The organism is Pseudomonas sp. NPDC089996 (assembly GCF_044748405.1).
Taxonomy (GTDB): domain Bacteria; phylum Pseudomonadota; class Gammaproteobacteria; order Pseudomonadales; family Pseudomonadaceae; genus Aquipseudomonas.
In genome coordinates this window covers 247,587-265,235 of the sequence record NZ_JBIVGA010000006.1, presented here as the reverse complement: position 1 = coordinate 265,235, position 17,649 = coordinate 247,587, and the positions used below count along the sequence as shown (strand labels likewise).

Here is a 17,649-nt window from a genome sequence, read left to right as displayed (position 1 = left end):
AGTGGATAAACAACGTTACTTGCAGATCGTCAAGTCAGGCCAGCACAGTGGACCTGATCGAAGCGATATTCAAAGACTTGAAACGAAGCGGCGATGCATCAAGCCATCTGCCTCTAACTCCCGGTTTTCATTGCCGTAGGAGCGGAACCCGTTGCCGAAATCGTCATACCACTTGTAGCCGTACCTTACGGCGATGCGGTTATCGGTGAAGGCCCTTGTTCGTTGGGCATGAAGGTGCCTCCAATCATTTGGATCGTTCACTGAAAATAGCGTATCTGGAACGTCAAGCGCTTGTGCGCGGTACTTCTTTTAGCAAAATGCCAGCGATTTCTTTTGCGCTATCGAGAGCAGTATGGTCGCCCATGACGCGGGCCACGGTTATCGTGCCCTCAATAAGCACAAATAATTGCCTGGCCAAGACAATCGGCTCTTTTACGTCTAACTCATTGGCCAATTCAAGTGTGTAGTCGAGTAACTTTTGCTTATGCAGCCTTGCGATTTGCCGAATAGGGTCATCTGCATCACCCACTTCTCCGGCGGTGTTGATAAAAGCACAACCGCGAAATCCTTCAGACTCAAACCAGGTCTGTAATACATCAAAAATGCCAAGGATGCGTCCCTGTGGAGTTTGCGCCTTTTCGCATTCACTCCTGAACCACTGCATCCAGCGTACATCACGCGCATTCAGTGCCGCTGCGGCGACATCATCTTTATTGGCAAAATAGCGATAAATACTTTTACGGGCTACGCCAGAAGTCTTTACCAGAAGATCCATGCCAGTGGCGTGAATCCCATTTTCGTAAATCAGCTTTTCGGCAGTAGCCAGAATTTTTTCACGTGTATCGGTCATTGGCTTATCCATGTAGCCAGAGTAGAACGATCGTTCTCCCTGATCAAGCGTCTCTTCTGAATTTTTTGGATTGTACGTGTGGGAGGGGGCCTATGGCCGCGATGCCATTGGCATGGTTACTGACGGAAAAATCCCCGTACCTGCGGGGTTGTCTGATGCCATTCCTCCACGCTTTGCATATCGTTGACGCAACCTCATCGTCAAATATACATTCTGTATACATACCGATAATACAAACAAGGAAGCACTGCAATGCGAGTAAAACTCTTCGTCGCTCTGGTGACCAGCACTCTCGGGTCATTAGCATTCGCGGATACGCAAAACATCACCTACGCAATCGACAATCCGTTGCGCCCAGGCGCCAAGGCTGCCCATTGCCCCGAACTGGCGCAGGTCATCGATGGCTGCACTTTCCACAGCGTCGCCGGCGACGCTTACTCCGCCCGGCTTGAGGTGGCACCTGGAGAAACCTGGGTTGCCAGCACCCCGGACGACAGTACCGTTGAACTTGAGCCCCAAGCCCGAGAAAACCAGGCCTATCAGGTCATACGAGTCGTACCAAACCCAGCAGTCAACGCCGATACCACGGTCACGTTCGACAAGCTCACTGGAGCGCCCGGAAATCAAAAGGTCATTGAGCGCCGCCGCATCAGTGTGATGATTCATCCAGCGTGAGTTCTTTTGCCTGCTCACTCGGCAAATCTCCATCCTTGCAGATGGCCATTCGGACGCGAAGTGTCGCTTAGCCAAGCTCAAGCCCTTGGTCTTGAAGCTCTTCTTGTAGAGCTTACCAAAGACCTGAACGAGTTCTTTAGGGGCGCGCTGCCGGATGTAGTAAAGGCCGTGCGCAGGCCTTTCCATGGAGTAGACATGCGAGCGATTGGGTACCCTAATCAATAGGATTCAGTGGCCCTGGAACGAGAAAACCCCCGGAACTCAAGGTTCACAGGGGTTTCAGAATATGGCGGAAGCGTAGAGATTCGAACCCTTAACTAAGGTACCCCCTCAATTCCGGGGAACCGCTCCAGTAGGAAGAATACTACACCAACCCATCCAGCCCAGCAATACCGGGGCCTCCCCGTCCGGGACAGCTCGGTGGGCAAGCATGCACCTGACTGCATACTTATAATTTCTCAAAAAATCATGCACTTGCTGTTGTCTGACACCGTCCACTCTTTCTGGCTTATACCGGCGGGCTAATCCAACTGATTCTGGTCGTCGCGTAGCATGTCAAACCTGACTGCAAGAGGGGCTGCTTCCCCTGCATTTCACCCATCATAGGCGACTAGTAGCCGACTGAAAGCTGACGTACTGAGCGCAAGCGGACTCATCTGGCTAGCCGCCTTTGTAGCACTGGCATCTAGTTGAGAAGCTTAGGCTCACCCATAAACTCAAGCCAATCCGTGTTGAACGCCGACGAGGAAGTGACCATGCCCAGGCTAGATAGCGTTGATTCATCAATCCGGTTGGGCGTCGAAGATTTCGAAGCCATTGCGACTGACGAGACTCGTGCACTGTCAGTCAATCTCGCGACAGAGATGCTTTGAGGTTCAAGGTCAATCTCCAAGAGCTGAGCCCAGCGGGCTCTCAGGAGCGTTGCTCAAGCAGAATGTGCCCCCCTCCCTAAATGCCTGCGGCAACCCTGCTGGATGGGCATGGGTGGAAAAACGGTGGATGTTGCAATCATCAGCCAACGCCTTGATAGTCAGGGTTACCGGCATCGACTGGAAGCTCTTGAGAATGTTGACGATGATGTGCAACGGCGTTGAGCACTATTTTCACGCTGCCTGCATCAGACCTGTTTGATGGGCCCAAGTACCGGCAGCAAAGCAATATTGAGCGCATGTTTGGCTGGCTGAAGGAGAGCCGTCGGATCGTAACGCGGTTTGACAAGCTTGCGAAAAGCTACGCGGCCATGGCCTCACTGGCTTGTTCCATGTGGTGCTTGCGGCATCTCTTTTCGTATAGAGCCTAGGCCCAGCGGGGATCGCCCGCTGAGACTGTAAGCTGCTATTCGCGACAATGGTGCTACTCCACCTGGTCATCGGACGATGCCTGCGCACACATTGACCGCCAGGGCTATCGGGTCATTCCCTCTTAGCGAGACGAATAGGACAACGCCTATCAGCGTTTGCCCACATCTGCGTCGAAACGTATCATCTGCCGTCCCGCGCTCAGCCACATCAGCACCACGACTATGTCCCAATCCCATATTCACTCCCATCCCCTTGCAGTCGCAATTATCGAAGCGACAGCGAAGCTGATTGCCGAGGTTGGGATAGGCGGTGCAACAGTAAGAAATATCGCGAAGCACGCGGATGTTTTGCCTCCTCAAATCTACGAGCACATTGGGAACATCGATCAGCTGATGAATGCCGCAGCTTTTCATCTGTGGCGAAATCATCCACACAAGGAAACCTGCACGCGTGACTCGATCGACAGACTCTACATGGCGATCGAGAGATTTATCGACTTCGGCCTGACCTATCCAGACCTATATCTACATGTCAGCAAGCCTCGTGAAGTCAAGGGTTCAAGCTTTTGGAGCGCTCAGGTTGATGAACTAAGAGGATGCATCAGAGAGGTAGCCAAGGCGGGACTATTGCACGTCAGCGAGAAACAAGCTTTGGAGCTTATCCAACCTTTCAGTGTCGGAATGATCTTCACTTGTCTGCACCATACCAGTCGTACTTCAGACATCTGCTGGCTAGCGCGTCAAGCAGTCAAGCCCTTGCTAAAAAAGGGAACGCAGCGCTCATCCTCTAACGAGGACGCCCCCGATCCCATCAGGAAGGCTCCCACGCTTGCCGCAGAGCTAAAAGCCAATCTAGGCGTTGTAAAAACGCTGACCCTCGGAGAGCGCGCCCTGATGCGCGAATGGCTTGACCGAATCGCGTCAACATAAAGCCTACCCTCACTTCCTAACTGCAATCACCCCCGAAAAAACATCCTAGTGCGGTTTCAGCGATCCCAAGCATCGTACGAATCGAGCAATCACGTATCCAGCTGCAGGCCATAGGTTTGCGGCTCTCCTTGCCTTGTAGGCCTAGGCCGGATTCGAAGTCCTGAAGCATTGAGCGAAATCAAACGTGAGCTTCCTCGCCTCCCACATGTGCTAAAGTCGGCGTATAGCGACTGGAATAATCTGGGTGGCAGCCATTAAGTTGCCGCCACCACCTCTTCTACACGAGCCTTACGCAACCTGCCGTTCAGCAGGTTGCTGATTGGTTGCAAGGCATCGTGCTCGTCCCACACCCCACGCCAGAGCCCGAGTCATCGACTCACCTGGACGTGAGAGAAATGCCTCCTCATGCAGCACCATCCCCGTACCGGCATACACACCGATAAACAATTGGGTGGCGCCTGTACGCGACAGTCGCACCTGGACATCCATGCTGGTGCCATCGTCGAGTGTCTCGTCGTGAGTCCTATGATGCAGCGTTGGGTCTGCCCAGTTCCAGAAAACGTCACCGCGAATCCGCATGCCGACCTCCTACGACTTTAGTCTTATTTGTGGGGTGCTCTCACCATAGCGCAGCGAGGCGGCTGCGCTATCACCGGCGAGCGGATTATCAATTTCTAATGTGACGGAATATGACGCGTGATGAAAATTTAAGGCAGAGATCTCAGCGGAGCTCGGGCTGGCCAAGTATTTTGAAGGCCTGCAGCAGGTTGCTTCGGAGAGCGGACTTACACCAATTGTCCACGTTCATGAGGGCCCCATACGAACGGAGGCGAGCAAGGTCTAGCACCACCTGCCGCCCACGCCTTTTCATCACTACCTTTCGAGCTGCCAGAGTGCTGGAGCGCTGTTGCGCTGCGCTCGGCAACTGAACCTCACTGATTGCATCTGCTTGGCTGTGCACAGAGATTTTCTGCGCGCGCAGCGCTTCTGCTGTACTTTGCAGGACACGACGGACAAGGCTTCGATCTTTTGCAGAGCCACCACCGCTTTCAATCACCAGACAGGCCGCCACTAACTCCTCGGCTATTATTTGCTCAGCTTGATCTCTGTTTTGATTTGGCATGGAGCCTCTACCTTGATTCGGCGTGCGTTATCGCTTCACATGGACAAGCTGCAAGCCGTCGTGAGCTGTGCGTGGGTATGTGCCACCTAGGGAAATTGAGAGGATGACAGTGGCCGATTTTCAGGCCGCGAGCGAAATAGGAAGCAGTGGCTTAGCTCTAGCTCTGATGCGACCTCCCAGCAAGGTCAACGTGCCGGACAGTGCAAAAGTGAACAGACCTACCATAAGCTGTTGACCTGAATTGTTGAGATTACCCATCAAAGCCATGGCCACCAAAGTCATAGCCACCAGAATTCCTGCGCAGCCAAGCGCAAATAGAAGCCATCCGACTACACGCATTACTTTTCTCCCAGAACAGCTTCACGATTGAAGATTTCCAATGTCTTCGGCCCTATGCCCTTGAAGCTGAGTAGCCACTGGTCAAACTCAGCTGGTTTCATTGACCCGCTCTCCAGAGCATTCGTTCGAGATTTCAGCTCTGCAGCTAAGCCTTGACCCAGCTCGTGCAACCGCGTGGCAGTAGATTCGTCGTACCTTGCATAGCCGGCCTGCCCCAAGATCCTGACAAGATCTCGATGGGAGCAGCGGGCTAACTTCTCCGGCGTATCCAGGCCATGCCGAACAACCAGATTTCGATAGACCTCCACTGCGACTGTGGAACGGATCCTCTTCCCAATCAGAAAGCTCGCGAGCAGCCACTTGTACAATCCGTGGCCGCTCGGATCGCTGAATTCGATACCAAGGTCAGCAGCGGTAACCAATATCACCCCTTCGAACGCCTCGGGTCGGCGGAACGTGGGTAAGTGCGCTCTTCCTCGATGGTGCCATCGGCCTTGTGGATCTTCACCGACGCAATTTTTCCCTCAAAGAAGTCGGCCAGCGAACCAACCAACTCCTGCTTTGTGGCGGCACGCTTGGAGGCTCGCTCCGCACCGGCTTTCTTGAGCTCCCAGCCATCAGCAGTTGGGCTCAGGTGGTAGTTGTCCATGGCGCTGTTCCTCCTATTCAAATCGACTCTGCGTCGTCCTGAATGTCTTCTTCGGCCTCAGCGGCATCTGTGGCATCGGCATCATTCAATGGCGGTGAGGTGGGCTTTTCAGGATCGTTGATGTAGGGAACGCCACTGGGGCCCTGCTCTTCAGTTCCTTCGGTTTTTGGCTGCATGACGAATCCTCCAATGTCTATAACTTGGATTGCATGCATCAGACCGTGTTCAGTCTGCTTGAGCTCGCTCGCGCCGCGAATTCATTGAGGCGGAGCAGATTCTGCCCGATCGGTAATCTCTGCTGTTCTCTATCATCGCGTACAGCCTGAGGCCAACACCGCGGTGTGTATGGATTCGGACATTACAACCGAGGGAGAGGAGAACTTTGCGCAGATAGGTTAGCTGCACTTCCAAGACCTTCGTACCAGGGTCGAAGTGAATGCCCCACACAACGGCAAACAGAGTGGTGCGGGACACAACCTGCTCGGCGCTTTCCATCAAAGAAGCCAGGAGTCTGCAGGAGGTCGCCTTAATGATCATCTGCCGGTCTCTGCATCTGACCTCACGTCGTGTCCGATCCAAGTCCAGATCAGCGAACGTGAGATGACTGTTGGCGGGGGCAATTCTGTCCAAGATTGATCATGTTCCGAAGGGCTGCAGGTCAGTGACCTGCAGCCAGGAGAAGATGTTACTTAGCAGCGCTTGGCAGAGCGTAAGCAATCACATAATCGCCACGGTTTTCGTTCGAACCAGTACGTGTAGCGCCGCCCACGGTAATGACGATGTATTGCTTACCGTCACTCCCCACGTAGGTCATCGGGGCGCCCTGCCCGCCAACGGGCAAGCGGCCACGCCACAGCTCTTCACCCGTATCGTTATCCAGGGCTCGGATGTAGTAATCCAAAGTTCCATGGAAGAAGGTCAAACCGCCCTTGGTAACCAGCGGCCCGCCCATGGTGGGCATACCCAGTGGCATATATACGCCTGGAACGATGCCGTGCACGGGAGCATCCTGAATGCTGCCCATCGGAACCTGCCACTTGGTTTCACCGGAGGTGAGGTCTATGGCTGTCATAGTGCCAAATGGAGGCTTGAAGCACGGCACGCCCAGGTGGGACACGAACATCGAACGCTCTACGCCCCACGGAGTGCCAAGCTGCTCGGAATACTCGCCCTCAGTTGTCGGTACCAGGCCAATGCGCTTGGCCTCATCCTGCTTAATGAAACGAGCCCACTGAGCCATGCGGATGTCGTTGACGATCAAGGTACCGGTCGAAGCATCAACTGCACCGCCGCCCCAGTTGAAGCCGCCGTAGTAGCCTGGGTAAATCAGCGTGGCTTGGCCTTCAACAAGCGGAGTGAACTCGCCTTCCCAGCGCATGCCTTTGAAGTCGATTCGGCACATCAGCTGATCGAAGATCGTACCGCCCCACATGTCCGACTCTTTGAGTCGATCAGCACCTACGGACAGCTTAGAGTACGGTTGAGTCGGCGAGATGCGCATACCAGGAACGCCATCAGTCGCAACCTTGCGCTGCTCCACCGGGAAGACAGGGGTACCATCGCGCCGATCCAGAACGAAGATTTGTCCACGTTTGGTCATCGCAATCACAACCGGAGTTGTACCACCCTGTTTATTCGGTAGATCGTACAGGATCGGTTGAGCGGATACGTCGTAGTCGAACATGTCGTTGTTGGCAGTTCGGAAATGCCATTTATCGACACCCGTTTTCACATCAATCGCGACAATCGAATCGTTGTACTCGTCCGAACCCGGATGGCGATCACCATTCCAAAAGTCTGGAGTCTGGTTCCCGGTTGGGATGTAGGCCAGCCCCAACTTCGGATCATATGAAGCAGTACCCCAGAAGTTTGGGGACTCGGCTGGGTAGTTTTCACCTGCTGCCAACGGTACGCCGCGCTTGGGATTCAACGCTTCCCAGGCCCAAAGCACCTCGCCAGTACCAACATCGAAGCCACGCGTCACGCCTGACGGCTCACCGGTTTTCAGGTTGTCATTGATCTTGCCGCCGACAATGATCACATCCCCGGCCACAAGTGGAGCCGAGGTCAAGGAATAGGAACCATCGGTATTCGGGCCAATGCCTTTGAGCAGATCAACCGTACCGTGCTCACCGAAGCTGTCGCAAGTTTTGCCGGTATCAGCATCGAGCTCGATCAGTCGAGCATCCACTGTCGTCATGACGATGCGGCGACGGCATTCAGCAGGCTGAGCAGCTACTGACGGATCGACTACCTCATCTCCGTTTGTCACGGCAGCCTGAGCTTTGTCTACGTCGTAGTAGCCAAGTCCACGACACCGTTTCCAGGTTCGGTTAGACGGTGTTTCCTGAATGACCGGGTCGTACTTCCACTTTTCAGCACCAGTGACAGGATCAAGTGCAAAGACCTTGTTGAGAGGCGTGCATAGGTAAACCGTGTCATTAACCTTGAGCGGTGTGCCCTGGTACTCGGCGCCGTTGATTGCCATGTCGCCAGTACGGAAAGTCCAAGCAACCTGCAGATCTTTGACGTTGGCCTTATTGATCTGGTCGAACTGGGCGAAACGCTCACCGTGAGTGTTGCGACCATAGGCTGTCCAGTCAGTACCATCCGACTCGCCAGCGTTGGGCATGATTACCGGTGAAGAGCTGCCTTTCTTCGCGACTACAGTCGGGTGCGGGCGGAACATGCCATAACCGAAGCCAACCAGGCTGATGATCAATGCCGAGCTGATAACAACACGGGCCGGGTTCCCCATCAAACGACGGTTCCCTTCCAACAGCGGGACAATCAGCACCATCACCAGAGCGATAACGATGAAGGTGATCAGTCGAGGTACTAGCTGCCAGAAATCAAACCCTACCTCCCAGAAGGCCCAGATAGAAGTGGCGACCAGCAGAGCTAAGGAAATCCATGCCGCTGCGATTTTCTTTTTGATGAGGGTGATGCCGCTTGCTGCCATAACAAGACCGGCCAGCAGGTAGTACCAGCTACCACCCAGCGATATCAGCTTGGCTCCCCCAAAGGCGAGTCCTGCTCCAAGCAACGTCAGCACGGCACCGATGACTATCGGTAGGACGCTCTTAAATCTCATGCACTTTCCTAACATTCACGCGAGAGGCTGCGGCCACTCAACCAAAAACTGTCCAAAGCGCAGCCATGGATCCCTTCCAGAGAATTTGTCCAAGGGGCTCCAAACGGGGCTTGTGAGCGTCCATGCTCAATGAGAGCGCTCTCATACCCGAACATATTCGTCTGGGTAGATGAGCAAAAGATCACAAAATGAGAGCGCTCTCATCTGGTGGTCAGAAAACGGCGCTCTCCGAGCGCCGCTTACGAAACGGGCGCATGGTATGTGCTGCTCCGGAGTGAGTCAATGTGACGCACACCTTAAGATGGGAATTATTTGCGATTGCGATGAGATGGAGGACGCGCCAGCACGTACCTAAACACCCAGAGATCAGAGTGCCGAGTTCGGGCCGGTAGATTTCCGCGTGATCAACGTCACGGGCATATCAACACGCCGAGGATATCTCGTATCGCCTGCCAGCATGGCCTGAAGTGCATTGACCGCAGCCTGGGCCTGCACATCAGTGTCCTGTCGAAGAGTGGTCAACGAGAAGAGGGAGTTCTCTGCATCTGGAATGTCGTCGAATCCAACTACTGAGATATCAGCGGGGACATTCAAGCCCATCCCCTTCAGCCGGTCGAGCACGCCTAAAGCAATGAAATCGTTGGAGGCAAAAATGGCAGTCGGGCGCTCATCGCGAGCGAACAGGGCATCAACCCCTCTTCTGCCGAATGCGGCGTTGTGCTCACCTCTGATTAGCATCGGTTCCAGCCCAGCAGCTTTCATGATGTCGCAGTAGAACCTCGCCCTGTCTTTCGACGAAGGCTCGCGACCGCCGGCAAGGTGAGCAATGCGCTGGTGGCCAAGTGCGAACAGATGCTCCATGGCAAGACGCACTCCTGTTTGGTCATCAACCGCGACAGAAATCACTTTCTTGTGGGGCACGCGTTTACTGCCGATGAAGACGCAAGGGAGTCTGTCGGCAATTTCTCCAATCACATTCGGATGATGCGGGGTACCCAACAAGATGACACCAGCAGCCCTGAGGGTGAGCAATCGCTCCAGCTCAAACGCCGCCGAATGACCTTCAACTGGTCGCAGCGAAGTTACCGGCTCGAAACCCGCTGCGAGCAGTCTCTTGTCTACCGACTGGGCAAGCTGGATGTGGAATGCGTTATTCGGATCGCCGATCACCAATCCTACAATCGAGGATGTCGCCGAGACGAGGCTACGAGCTGCAAGGTTGGGACGATACTGCAACTCGGCGGCAATCGCATCGATCCGCTCCCGGGTTTCTGGCCTGACACCAGGATCTCCCCGTAGCGCTCTAGACACCTGAGCACGAGACATCCCAGCGGCCTTGGCTACGTCGTCAAGCGTGGTGAAAGCTTTCGCCATGATCTTCAAACTGCTCCCAGCATGTGCCCATAGGCCTCGCCAATGGGAGCTCAAGCCAAGATCTGCAGGCATAACGGTGTTCGGGCGAAGGATACCATGGCACGGAAGCCGACTGCACAGCCACACTCTTCAGTTCGGCTCGTTCAGGGCATCACTGAAAAATAGTTTTCCAGTTTCAGCGCTGACAAAACTGCGAGCAACCGTCATAAATTGGCGTTTTATGTCGAGAGGCACGTATGACCACAGAACAAAATCTAAAGTCCGGCCTGACGTTCACCATGCCGTTTTCGAACGTTCTCCACCTACCTTTTGCGGATAAGGTGAAAGCCACTCGACTGGCAGGTTTTCAAGAGCTTTCCATCCAGCCTCAGGAGGTTCTCAGACTCGTGGCCTCAGGTCTCTCAATCCGAGACATGCGAGCCATTGCTGAAGAAAATGGCATCAGGGTCAGCCGCCTGGATCCCCTCTGCAGTTGGAACCCGAACTGGCACCCAAACAACATGGATGACGGCTTCATCGCAGATCACTCGACGACCGCGAGTGAGTTCTTCGGTATTGCCCTCGCCCTCGGCTGCACGCAGATGAGCTTGAATGCGACCTTCACAGCAGATGCCTACGCCGTGGATGACTTGGTGACGCATTACACCGAGATATGCCGGCTTGCTCACGAGCACGGCCTGATCTGTGATCTCGAGCCCATTCCTATGTGGGGAGTGAAGTCGCTTGAGCAGGGCTGGGAGATCGTCGAGCGTGCCGGAGCACCCAACGGCGGCCTGGTGCTCGATACGCTCCACTTCGTTCGCAGCGAGTCCAAGCTCGAAACGCTCGCATCGATTCCAGGCGACTCCATCCACTGCGTTCAAATCTGCGACGGGATTCACCCCCTCAAGGCAGGCGTGACCCTGGAAGCTGATTGCTTTGAACGCATGTGGCCTGGCACGGGCAACTTCCCACTGCAAAGGATCGTGTCCGCGCTGCATGCCATCGGCGGACTCAACGGTGTTGGGCCGGAGGTGTTCTCGGTCATGAACCAGAACATGAGCGCAGAGGATGTGGCGCAGTTGTGCAAACAGTCGCTATTGGCATATCCAGAACTGCGAGCCTGAGCATTCACATCAGTCCTGACTGCGACGATCACAACAAAAAATCCCGGCTCATGAGCCGGGATTTTTCTATGCACGCGATGCCTCGAGTGAAGCCTTTACACCCTGTTCTTCTGGTACACATCCACGAACACGGCGGCCAGCAACACTGCCCCCTTGATCATTTGCTGGTAGTCAACGCCGATGCCCATGATGGACATACCGTTGTTCAACACGCCCATGATGAAGGCACCGATCACCACGCCGATTACCTTCCCTACCCCACCGGATGCCGAGGCTCCCCCAATAAATACGGCGGCGATGACGTCCAACTCGAAACCACTGCCGGCGCGTGGCGTTGCGCTGTTCAGGCGAGCCGCAAAGATCAGGCCTGCCACAGCAGCCAGTACACCCATGTTCACAAAGGTGAAGAAGGTGACCCGGGCGGTGTTGATACCGGAAAGCTTTGCAGCCTTCAGGTTCCCGCCCACTGCGTAGATCCAACGCCCAATCACCGTCCGATTCATGATGAACGTATACAGGCCGATGAGTGCACACATGATGACCAGTACCGTAGGAAGTCCTCGGTAAGTCGCCAACATGAAGCAGAAGGCGATGATGGCGCCACCCAGGATGCCATGCTTGAGCGCAAACAAAGAAAGGGGCATAACCTCCCCACCAGCTTTGCTGACCCTCCTACGAGCACGCCATTCAATCCAAAGGAAGCACGCAACTACCAATACACCAAGCACCAGGGAGGTGACTTTGAGACCTTGGCCTTGGAAGGGGTCAGGCAGGAAGCCCGCGCTCAGGGCGACGAACTCTGCCGGGAATGGCCCAATCGACTGCCCTTCACCAATGGCGATGGTGGCCCCACGGAAGATCAGCATGCCGCCCAGGGTCACGATAAATGAGGGCATTCCCCAGAACGCCACCCAGTAGCCTTGCGCAGCACCTATGAGGCCGCCGATGAACAAGCACAGCAGCGATACCGTGATGAAGTCGAACTGGTACTGCACCATCAACACTGCTGCTATAGAGCCGATTACCCCAACGATGGAGCCGACCGACAAGTCGATGTGACCGCAGACGATGACCATGAGCATGCCCAAGGCCATAACCACGATGTAGCTGTTCTGCAAGATCAGGTTGGTCAGGTTGAGAGGCTGGAGCAATGCGCCGCCCGTGGCGATTTGGAAGAACACGATGATGACGAGCAAAGAGCTCAACAACCCGTACTCGCGGGCGCCTCGTTTGATAGCAGGAAACAAGCTCGGTTTTGCCGCCACTGGGGCGATGACATCAGTCATTGGATCACCTCATTTTTCATGATGGCGTGCATGATTCGCTCTTGAGACGCCTCTTTGATTGGGAACTCCCCGACGAACCGTCCCTCGTTCATCACATAGATCCGGTCGCAGGTGCCGAGCAATTCGGGCATCTCCGAAGAGATCATGATCACGGTCTTGCCCTTCGCCACTACCTGGTTAACCACCCCATAGATCTCGTACTTGGCACCCACGTCGATACCCCTGGTGGGTTCATCCAGGATCAGGACTTCGGGGTCGGAGAACAGCCATTTCGCGAGCACCACCTTCTGTTGGTTGCCGCCAGAGAGACGCTCTACAGGTTGGCGAAGATCGGGGCTTCGAATGCGTAGGGTTTTCTTGTAACCATCACCAACACCAAGCTCCTCGGTCTCGTTGATGATCCACCGGCGTGCCAGGGATTTCAGGCTGGCCAGACTTACGTTCCGACCAATACCATCGGCCAGCAATAGTCCGGCGCCCTTGCGATCTTCAGTGGCGTAGGCGACGCCGTTATCAATAGCTTCACGCACGCTGCGCACGCGAAGCTCTTGCCCATTCAGGCGGACGGTTCCTCGAATGTTCTTGCCGAAAGAACCACCAAAAATGCTCATTGCGAGTTCTGTGCGACCAGAGCCCATGAGGCCTGCGATACCCACCACCTCACCTTTGCGAGCATAGAAACTCACGTTGCGGATGAAGTCCTCGCCCGGGCGCTCCGGATGCTCCACCGACCAGTTCTCCACCTCAAGCTGCTTCTCGCCGAGGTTTGGCTCTCTGCTCGGGTAACGGTCAGCCAGCTCACGGCCAACCATTGCCTGGACGACCCGGTTTTCGCTCAACGGCGATTCACGACAGTCAATGACGTCGACCGTCGTCCCATCCCGGATGACCGTAACCCCGTCCGCCACACGTGATATTTCGTTGAGCTTGTGGGAGATGATGATCGACGTGATGTCCTTCGCTTTCAGCTCGAGCATGAGCTCCAGAAGCCGCTCGCTATCCTTCTCATTGAGGCTGGCAGTAGGCTCATCAAGGATCAAAAGGCGAACGTCCTTGCCGAGCGCTTTTGCAATCTCGACGAGTTGCTGCTGACCAATGCCCAGTTGGTTTACACGGGTCTGGGGCGAAACCTCCAGGCCTACTTTCTCCAGCAAAACCTTCGCTTTGCGATGTGCAAGCGACCAGTCGATAACTCCCCTGGTAGCAACTTCGTGCCCAAGGAAAAGGTTTTCAGTGATCGAGAGCATCGGCACAAGCGCAAGCTCCTGGTGGATGATGCAGATCCCCAAGGCCTCGCTGTCACGCAGGTCGCTGAACTGGCGTACCTCACCGTCAAACCTTATCGACCCTTCGTAACTTCCGGCAGGATAAACACCACTCAAGATCTTCATCAGGGTGGATTTCCCAGCGCCGTTCTCACCACAAATGGCGTGGATTTCACCCTTGCCCACCTGAAGATTCACACTGGTGAGGGCTTTAACCTGGCCAAAACATTTTTGAATGCCGCGCATGTCAAGAAGATGAGGTGACATGGCTCTCCTCCTATCTCAAAAGCGGCGCGGGAACCGAGCCGCTGACATTGGGCAGTTACTGCAGACGGTCTTTGGTGTAGTAACCGGAATCGACCAGAACCTTTTGCACATCCTTGGCTTCTACGGAAACTGGAGAGAGGAGCTGGGTAGGAACGACCATGGAGCCGTTGTTGTACGAGGTGGTGTCGTTTACCAGCACATCCTTGCCTTGAAGAGAGCTGTCCATCATCACGGCTGCAGCTTCAGCCAAGGCGCGAGTGTCCTTGAATACGGTCGAATGCTGGTCACCCCGGATGATCGCCTTCACGCTGGGGATTTCCGCATCCTGGCCTGTCACGACAGGCATCGGGTTGCCGCCGCTACCGTAACCGACACCCCTCAGCGAAGAGACCACACCTACCGCGAGCTGGTCGTTCATCGCAAGCACGGCATCGAGATGAGCTTTTCCGTAGAAGGCGCTGAGAATGTTGTCCATCCGGGACTGAGCAAGTGCCCCATCCCAGTTCAGCGTGGCAACCTGGTCGAGCTTGACCTGCCCGCTACGGATCACGAGCTTGCCGCTATCGATGTAAGGCTGCAGAACGGACATCACCCCGGCGTAGACGACATGAGCATTGTTGTCGTCAGTGGAGCCCGCGAAGATTTCGAAATTGAATGGCCCGGTACCTTCATTCAACTTCAAGGCACTGACAATGGACTCCCCCTGGAGCACGCCAGTTTTATAGTTGTCGAAAGTAGCGTAGTAATCGAAGTCTTTGGAGTTTCGGATAAGACGGTCATAGGAAATAACTGTGATGCCCTTTTCCTTAGCCTGACGAAGCAAGTCCGTCATCGTGGTGCCATCGATAGGAGCAATGATCAATCCCTTGACGCCTTTTACCAGCAGGTTTTCCAGCTGGGACAACTGAGTGGAAACCTCGTACTGGGCATACTGAATATCAGTTTTGTAGCCAAGCTTGGTAAGCGCGTCCACCATACTTTGACCATCGGAAGTCCAGCGCGCCTCAGCTTTAGAAGGCATTGAAATACCGATCAGCCCTTTAGTGCTTTCTTCTTTCTTCGAGCAGCCGACAACCGCAATCACCACGCACAGAGACGCAGCAAGCTTCATGAGCTTATTCATAACTTTCACCTATTACTGTAGCAATTATTTTTCTTTTTACTCAGAACCGCCCCCATTGCGGGGGCGGTACAGCAAGGTGGAGCGTGTAATTACTTAGCCGAGCTTAACTTCCTGACCTGCTTTATCGGAGGACTCGAAAATTGCCTCCAGCAAGATGTTGATGTTGTGAGCCTGGCTAGCTGGCACTTGCGACGGTGTACCGTTCTGCAAGGCCTGTACGAACGCCGCAGCTTCACGGTCGAAGTACACCGGGTTACCGATTTCAGCGATCTCGGGGGAGTACACGGTTTTGCGTACTGCCCAGATTTCGGGGAAGCTGGTTTCATTCCAGTGAGTCCAACCTTGCGGATGGCCGTTTTTGCCGTCGTGGTACAGCTTGTAGGACGCCGGCATTGGAGTGGAATGCATCACACCATGGGTACCGTAGGCCGTGATGTCCCAGGTTTCAGTCCACGGCATCGGATCCCACGACATGAAGTCGATGGTGACCATCTTGTCGTCATAGTTCAGAACAGCGGCAGCCGCATCTTCACGAGCAGAATCGCTCATCTGGCCAGCGAACTTGCTGATGCGGGCGTTAACGGAGCGTGGCATGCCGAAGTGCAGGAGGATCCGGTCGATGGTGTGGCAACCAATCACATAGAACGCACCGCCACGGTCACCTGGCTGCTTCATATGGTTGGTATCAGCTTCATCGTGGGAGCAGCCGGCGTGGGCACGTACTTGAAGTACCTTGCCGATCTCTCCGCTCTCGAGAACCTGCTGCATTTTTTCTACCGAAGGCGCGAACCTCCAGCAGTAGCCGACCTGGAACAGACCACCGGTACGCTCAACGGCCTCGACGATGCGCTGCGTGTCATGCGGCCCACGACCGGCTGGTTTCTCACACAGCACCGCCTTACCTGCTTCCAGGGCTTCAATTGCCCAGTCGGCCATCAGGTAGCTCTTCGGGTGAACCAGCACTACGTGAACATCAGGGTCGGCCAGGATTTCGTCCTTGGTGCGAGCCTCGAGCTCAAGCGCATCAACGAACGGCTGCAGCAGCGGGCTGTCGTCATAGGCGCCGAGGAAGCGAACGCCAGGGATACGCTTGAAGGCTTTGACGCGGCCCGAAGTATGCGGGTGAGTGATGCCCAGGCAAGCGACACCCAGTGGTTTGCCATTCAGATTCAGCGACATTGTTGTTCTCCTATCTCACGAAATCGGGCGCCCGAAGGCGCCCGTCGTCAATCAAAGCTTTACAGCGCGACCAGTGCTTACGGACTCGACACAAGCATCAGCCAGACGCAGGGCCTGGAGGCCGTCAAACGGGGTAACCGGCAGCGGCTTCTCTTGCACCAGAGCTGCAACAAAGGCGTCCAGTTCGGACTTGTAGGCCTGCTGGTAGCGCTCCAGGAAGAAGTTCAGCAGCGGCTCACGCGAGTCCGTTGCTTCCTGAGTCCAGCGGCGCATGGTAGTTGGGCGCAGGTTGTCTTGGAGCAGCATGCCTTTGGAGCCGAAGACCTCGATACGCTGGTCGTACCCGTAGACGGCCTGACGGCAATTGTTGATGTGGCACTGCTTACCGCTAGCGGTCTTCATGTGCACCATCGCGGTGTCGTAGTCGTCGTACTTTTCCATCAGGGGGGAGTCGACCAAACGGCTACCCATGGCAGTGATTTCCACTGGCTCTTCACCCAGCAACCAGCGACCGATATCCAAGTCATGGATGGTCATGTCGCGGAAGATACCGCCGCTGTGCTGAATGTAATCTTCTGGAGCAAGGCCAGGGTCGCGGCTGGAGATGATGACCTGGCGAACTTCACCGATTTCACCGGCGATGATCGCTTCACGCATCGCTGCGAAGGTGGTTTCGAAACGGCGGTTGAAGGCCAGCATGACGCGACCGTTCAGGCCTTCGATTTCTTCGACGGCTGCTTGGCTTTTCAGCAGATCCAGATCAATCGGCTTTTCGCACAGAACAGCTTTACCCTGGCGAACCGCACGCATCATCAGCTGGATGTGGGTATTGGTTGGGGTACCGATGACGATGGCGTCAACGTCATTGCGGTCGATTGCGGCTTCGCAATCGGTCATCGCGTCAGCACCCAGAGCACCGGCCAGGGACTGGGCAGCGGAAGCATACGGATCGGCCACAGCGATCAGGCGAGCATTTGGGTTTGCGGCTACGTTGGCTGCGTGAATTTTACCAATACGGCCTGCGCCCAGAACTGCAATTCCAACCATGATGAATTCCTCGTTGTTCTTAACGTGATGTGGGTAAACCGC

The 17,649-nt window shown here is 55.1% G+C and carries 17 protein-coding genes and 3 pseudogenes; 4 read left to right on the top strand and 16 right to left on the bottom strand.

Features of this window, described 5'->3' with window-relative positions:
• Positions 1 to 84: 84 nt before the first annotated feature.
• A pseudogene (locus ACIPW4_RS13115) lies at positions 85 to 213 on the bottom strand (DUF1348 family protein); the annotation flags it as partial.
• A 70-nt stretch (positions 214 to 283) separates the two neighbouring features.
• Positions 284 to 850 (bottom strand): TetR/AcrR family transcriptional regulator, encoded by a 567-nt coding sequence (locus ACIPW4_RS13110; RefSeq protein WP_400658404.1) that lies wholly within the window; start codon positions 848 to 850, stop codon positions 284 to 286.
• A 252-nt stretch (positions 851 to 1,102) separates the two neighbouring features.
• On the opposite strand from ACIPW4_RS13110, the gene ACIPW4_RS13105 reads away from it, so the two are divergent.
• A complete protein-coding gene (locus ACIPW4_RS13105) occupies positions 1,103 to 1,525 on the top strand; it encodes a hypothetical protein (protein ID WP_400658639.1) in 423 nt (140 codons plus the stop codon).
• Positions 1,526 to 1,585: 60 nt separating this feature from the next.
• Here the strand turns inward: ACIPW4_RS13105 and ACIPW4_RS13100 are convergent.
• Positions 1,586 to 1,711: pseudogene (locus ACIPW4_RS13100) on the bottom strand (DUF6538 domain-containing protein); the annotation flags it as partial.
• A gap of 937 nt (positions 1,712 to 2,648) precedes the next feature.
• On the opposite strand from ACIPW4_RS13100, the pseudogene ACIPW4_RS13095 reads away from it, so the two are divergent.
• A pseudogene (locus ACIPW4_RS13095) lies at positions 2,649 to 2,825 on the top strand (IS5/IS1182 family transposase); the annotation flags it as partial.
• Between the two features lie 222 nt (positions 2,826 to 3,047).
• Positions 3,048 to 3,755 (top strand): TetR/AcrR family transcriptional regulator, encoded by a 708-nt coding sequence (locus ACIPW4_RS13090; protein ID WP_400658402.1) that lies wholly within the window; start codon positions 3,048 to 3,050, stop codon positions 3,753 to 3,755.
• Between the two features lie 288 nt (positions 3,756 to 4,043).
• On the opposite strand, the gene ACIPW4_RS13085 is transcribed toward ACIPW4_RS13090, so the two are convergent.
• The 8 genes from ACIPW4_RS13085 to ACIPW4_RS13050 form a co-directional block, all read right to left on the bottom strand.
• On the bottom strand, positions 4,044 to 4,334 hold the full coding sequence (locus ACIPW4_RS13085; RefSeq protein ID WP_400658400.1) for a hypothetical protein: 291 nt from the start codon (positions 4,332 to 4,334) through the stop codon (positions 4,044 to 4,046).
• 142 nt (positions 4,335 to 4,476) lie between these two features.
• Positions 4,477 to 4,878: a hypothetical protein gene (locus ACIPW4_RS13080; RefSeq protein ID WP_400658398.1), complete on the bottom strand. Its 402-nt coding sequence runs from the start codon at positions 4,876 to 4,878 to the stop codon at positions 4,477 to 4,479.
• Between the two features lie 338 nt (positions 4,879 to 5,216).
• A complete protein-coding gene (locus ACIPW4_RS13075) occupies positions 5,217 to 5,645 on the bottom strand; it encodes a DNA methylase (protein WP_400658397.1) in 429 nt (142 codons plus the stop codon).
• Positions 5,642 to 5,866, bottom strand: coding sequence for a DUF2188 domain-containing protein (locus tag ACIPW4_RS13070; protein ID WP_400658395.1), 225 nt, complete (start codon positions 5,864 to 5,866; stop codon positions 5,642 to 5,644). The genes ACIPW4_RS13075 and ACIPW4_RS13070 overlap by 4 nt, the downstream gene beginning before the upstream one ends.
• A gap of 17 nt (positions 5,867 to 5,883) precedes the next feature.
• Positions 5,884 to 6,042 carry a hypothetical protein gene (locus ACIPW4_RS13065; RefSeq protein ID WP_400658393.1) on the bottom strand — a complete coding sequence of 53 codons (159 nt, stop codon included), beginning with the start codon at positions 6,040 to 6,042 and terminating at the stop codon, positions 5,884 to 5,886.
• 49 nt (positions 6,043 to 6,091) lie between these two features.
• Positions 6,092 to 6,403, bottom strand: a complete 312-nt coding sequence (locus ACIPW4_RS13060) for a winged helix-turn-helix domain-containing protein (protein WP_400658392.1) — start codon at positions 6,401 to 6,403, stop codon at positions 6,092 to 6,094.
• 148 nt (positions 6,404 to 6,551) lie between these two features.
• Positions 6,552 to 8,960 (bottom strand): membrane-bound PQQ-dependent dehydrogenase, glucose/quinate/shikimate family, encoded by a 2,409-nt coding sequence (locus ACIPW4_RS13055; RefSeq protein WP_400658390.1) that lies wholly within the window; start codon positions 8,958 to 8,960, stop codon positions 6,552 to 6,554.
• A gap of 366 nt (positions 8,961 to 9,326) precedes the next feature.
• Entirely contained in the window at positions 9,327 to 10,334 is a 1,008-nt protein-coding gene (locus tag ACIPW4_RS13050) for a LacI family DNA-binding transcriptional regulator (protein WP_400658388.1), read from the bottom strand.
• A gap of 236 nt (positions 10,335 to 10,570) precedes the next feature.
• Between ACIPW4_RS13050 and ACIPW4_RS13045 the strand changes: the two genes are divergently transcribed.
• A complete protein-coding gene (locus tag ACIPW4_RS13045) occupies positions 10,571 to 11,440 on the top strand; it encodes a sugar phosphate isomerase/epimerase family protein (RefSeq protein ID WP_400658386.1) in 870 nt (289 codons plus the stop codon).
• Between the two features lie 95 nt (positions 11,441 to 11,535).
• On the opposite strand, the gene mmsB is transcribed toward ACIPW4_RS13045, so the two are convergent.
• The 5 genes from mmsB to iolG form a co-directional block, all read right to left on the bottom strand.
• Positions 11,536 to 12,726: a multiple monosaccharide ABC transporter permease gene (gene mmsB, locus ACIPW4_RS13040; protein WP_400658384.1), complete on the bottom strand. Its 1,191-nt coding sequence runs from the start codon at positions 12,724 to 12,726 to the stop codon at positions 11,536 to 11,538.
• Positions 12,723 to 14,258, bottom strand: a complete 1,536-nt coding sequence (gene mmsA / locus ACIPW4_RS13035; protein WP_400658382.1) for a multiple monosaccharide ABC transporter ATP-binding protein — start codon at positions 14,256 to 14,258, stop codon at positions 12,723 to 12,725. Before mmsA ends, mmsB begins: the two co-directional genes overlap by 4 nt.
• A gap of 55 nt (positions 14,259 to 14,313) precedes the next feature.
• The gene (gene chvE / locus ACIPW4_RS13030; RefSeq protein WP_400658380.1) at positions 14,314 to 15,381 is read right to left on the bottom strand and encodes a multiple monosaccharide ABC transporter substrate-binding protein; all 1,068 of its coding nucleotides are present in this window, start codon (positions 15,379 to 15,381) and stop codon (positions 14,314 to 14,316) included.
• Positions 15,382 to 15,474: 93 nt separating this feature from the next.
• Complete coding sequence (locus ACIPW4_RS13025) at positions 15,475 to 16,560, bottom strand: Gfo/Idh/MocA family protein (protein ID WP_400658378.1); 1,086 nt, start codon at positions 16,558 to 16,560, stop codon at positions 15,475 to 15,477.
• A gap of 51 nt (positions 16,561 to 16,611) precedes the next feature.
• Complete coding sequence (gene iolG, locus ACIPW4_RS13020) at positions 16,612 to 17,607, bottom strand: inositol 2-dehydrogenase (protein WP_004576112.1); 996 nt, start codon at positions 17,605 to 17,607, stop codon at positions 16,612 to 16,614.
• Positions 17,608 to 17,649 lie beyond the last annotated feature (42 nt).

Coding starts and splice junctions, on each gene's coding strand:
- ACIPW4_RS13110 (WP_400658404.1), bottom strand. CDS start 850: ATGACCGATACACGTGAAAAAATTCTGGCTACTGCCGAAAAGCTGATT.
- ACIPW4_RS13105 (WP_400658639.1), top strand. CDS start 1,103: ATGCGAGTAAAACTCTTCGTCGCTCTGGTGACCAGCACTCTCGGGTCA.
- ACIPW4_RS13090 (WP_400658402.1), top strand. CDS start 3,048: ATGTCCCAATCCCATATTCACTCCCATCCCCTTGCAGTCGCAATTATC.
- ACIPW4_RS13085 (WP_400658400.1), bottom strand. CDS start 4,334: ATGCGGATTCGCGGTGACGTTTTCTGGAACTGGGCAGACCCAACGCTG.
- ACIPW4_RS13080 (WP_400658398.1), bottom strand. CDS start 4,878: ATGCCAAATCAAAACAGAGATCAAGCTGAGCAAATAATAGCCGAGGAG.
- ACIPW4_RS13070 (WP_400658395.1), bottom strand. CDS start 5,866: ATGGACAACTACCACCTGAGCCCAACTGCTGATGGCTGGGAGCTCAAG.
- ACIPW4_RS13065 (WP_400658393.1), bottom strand. CDS start 6,042: ATGCAGCCAAAAACCGAAGGAACTGAAGAGCAGGGCCCCAGTGGCGTT.
- ACIPW4_RS13060 (WP_400658392.1), bottom strand. CDS start 6,403: ATGATCATTAAGGCGACCTCCTGCAGACTCCTGGCTTCTTTGATGGAA.
- ACIPW4_RS13055 (WP_400658390.1), bottom strand. CDS start 8,960: ATGAGATTTAAGAGCGTCCTACCGATAGTCATCGGTGCCGTGCTGACG.
- ACIPW4_RS13050 (WP_400658388.1), bottom strand. CDS start 10,334: ATGGCGAAAGCTTTCACCACGCTTGACGACGTAGCCAAGGCCGCTGGG.
- ACIPW4_RS13045 (WP_400658386.1), top strand. CDS start 10,571: ATGACCACAGAACAAAATCTAAAGTCCGGCCTGACGTTCACCATGCCG.
- mmsB (WP_400658384.1), bottom strand. CDS start 12,726: ATGACTGATGTCATCGCCCCAGTGGCGGCAAAACCGAGCTTGTTTCCT.
- mmsA (WP_400658382.1), bottom strand. CDS start 14,258: ATGTCACCTCATCTTCTTGACATGCGCGGCATTCAAAAATGTTTTGGC.
- chvE (WP_400658380.1), bottom strand. CDS start 15,381: ATGAATAAGCTCATGAAGCTTGCTGCGTCTCTGTGCGTGGTGATTGCG.
- ACIPW4_RS13025 (WP_400658378.1), bottom strand. CDS start 16,560: ATGTCGCTGAATCTGAATGGCAAACCACTGGGTGTCGCTTGCCTGGGC.
- iolG (WP_004576112.1), bottom strand. CDS start 17,607: ATGGTTGGAATTGCAGTTCTGGGCGCAGGCCGTATTGGTAAAATTCAC.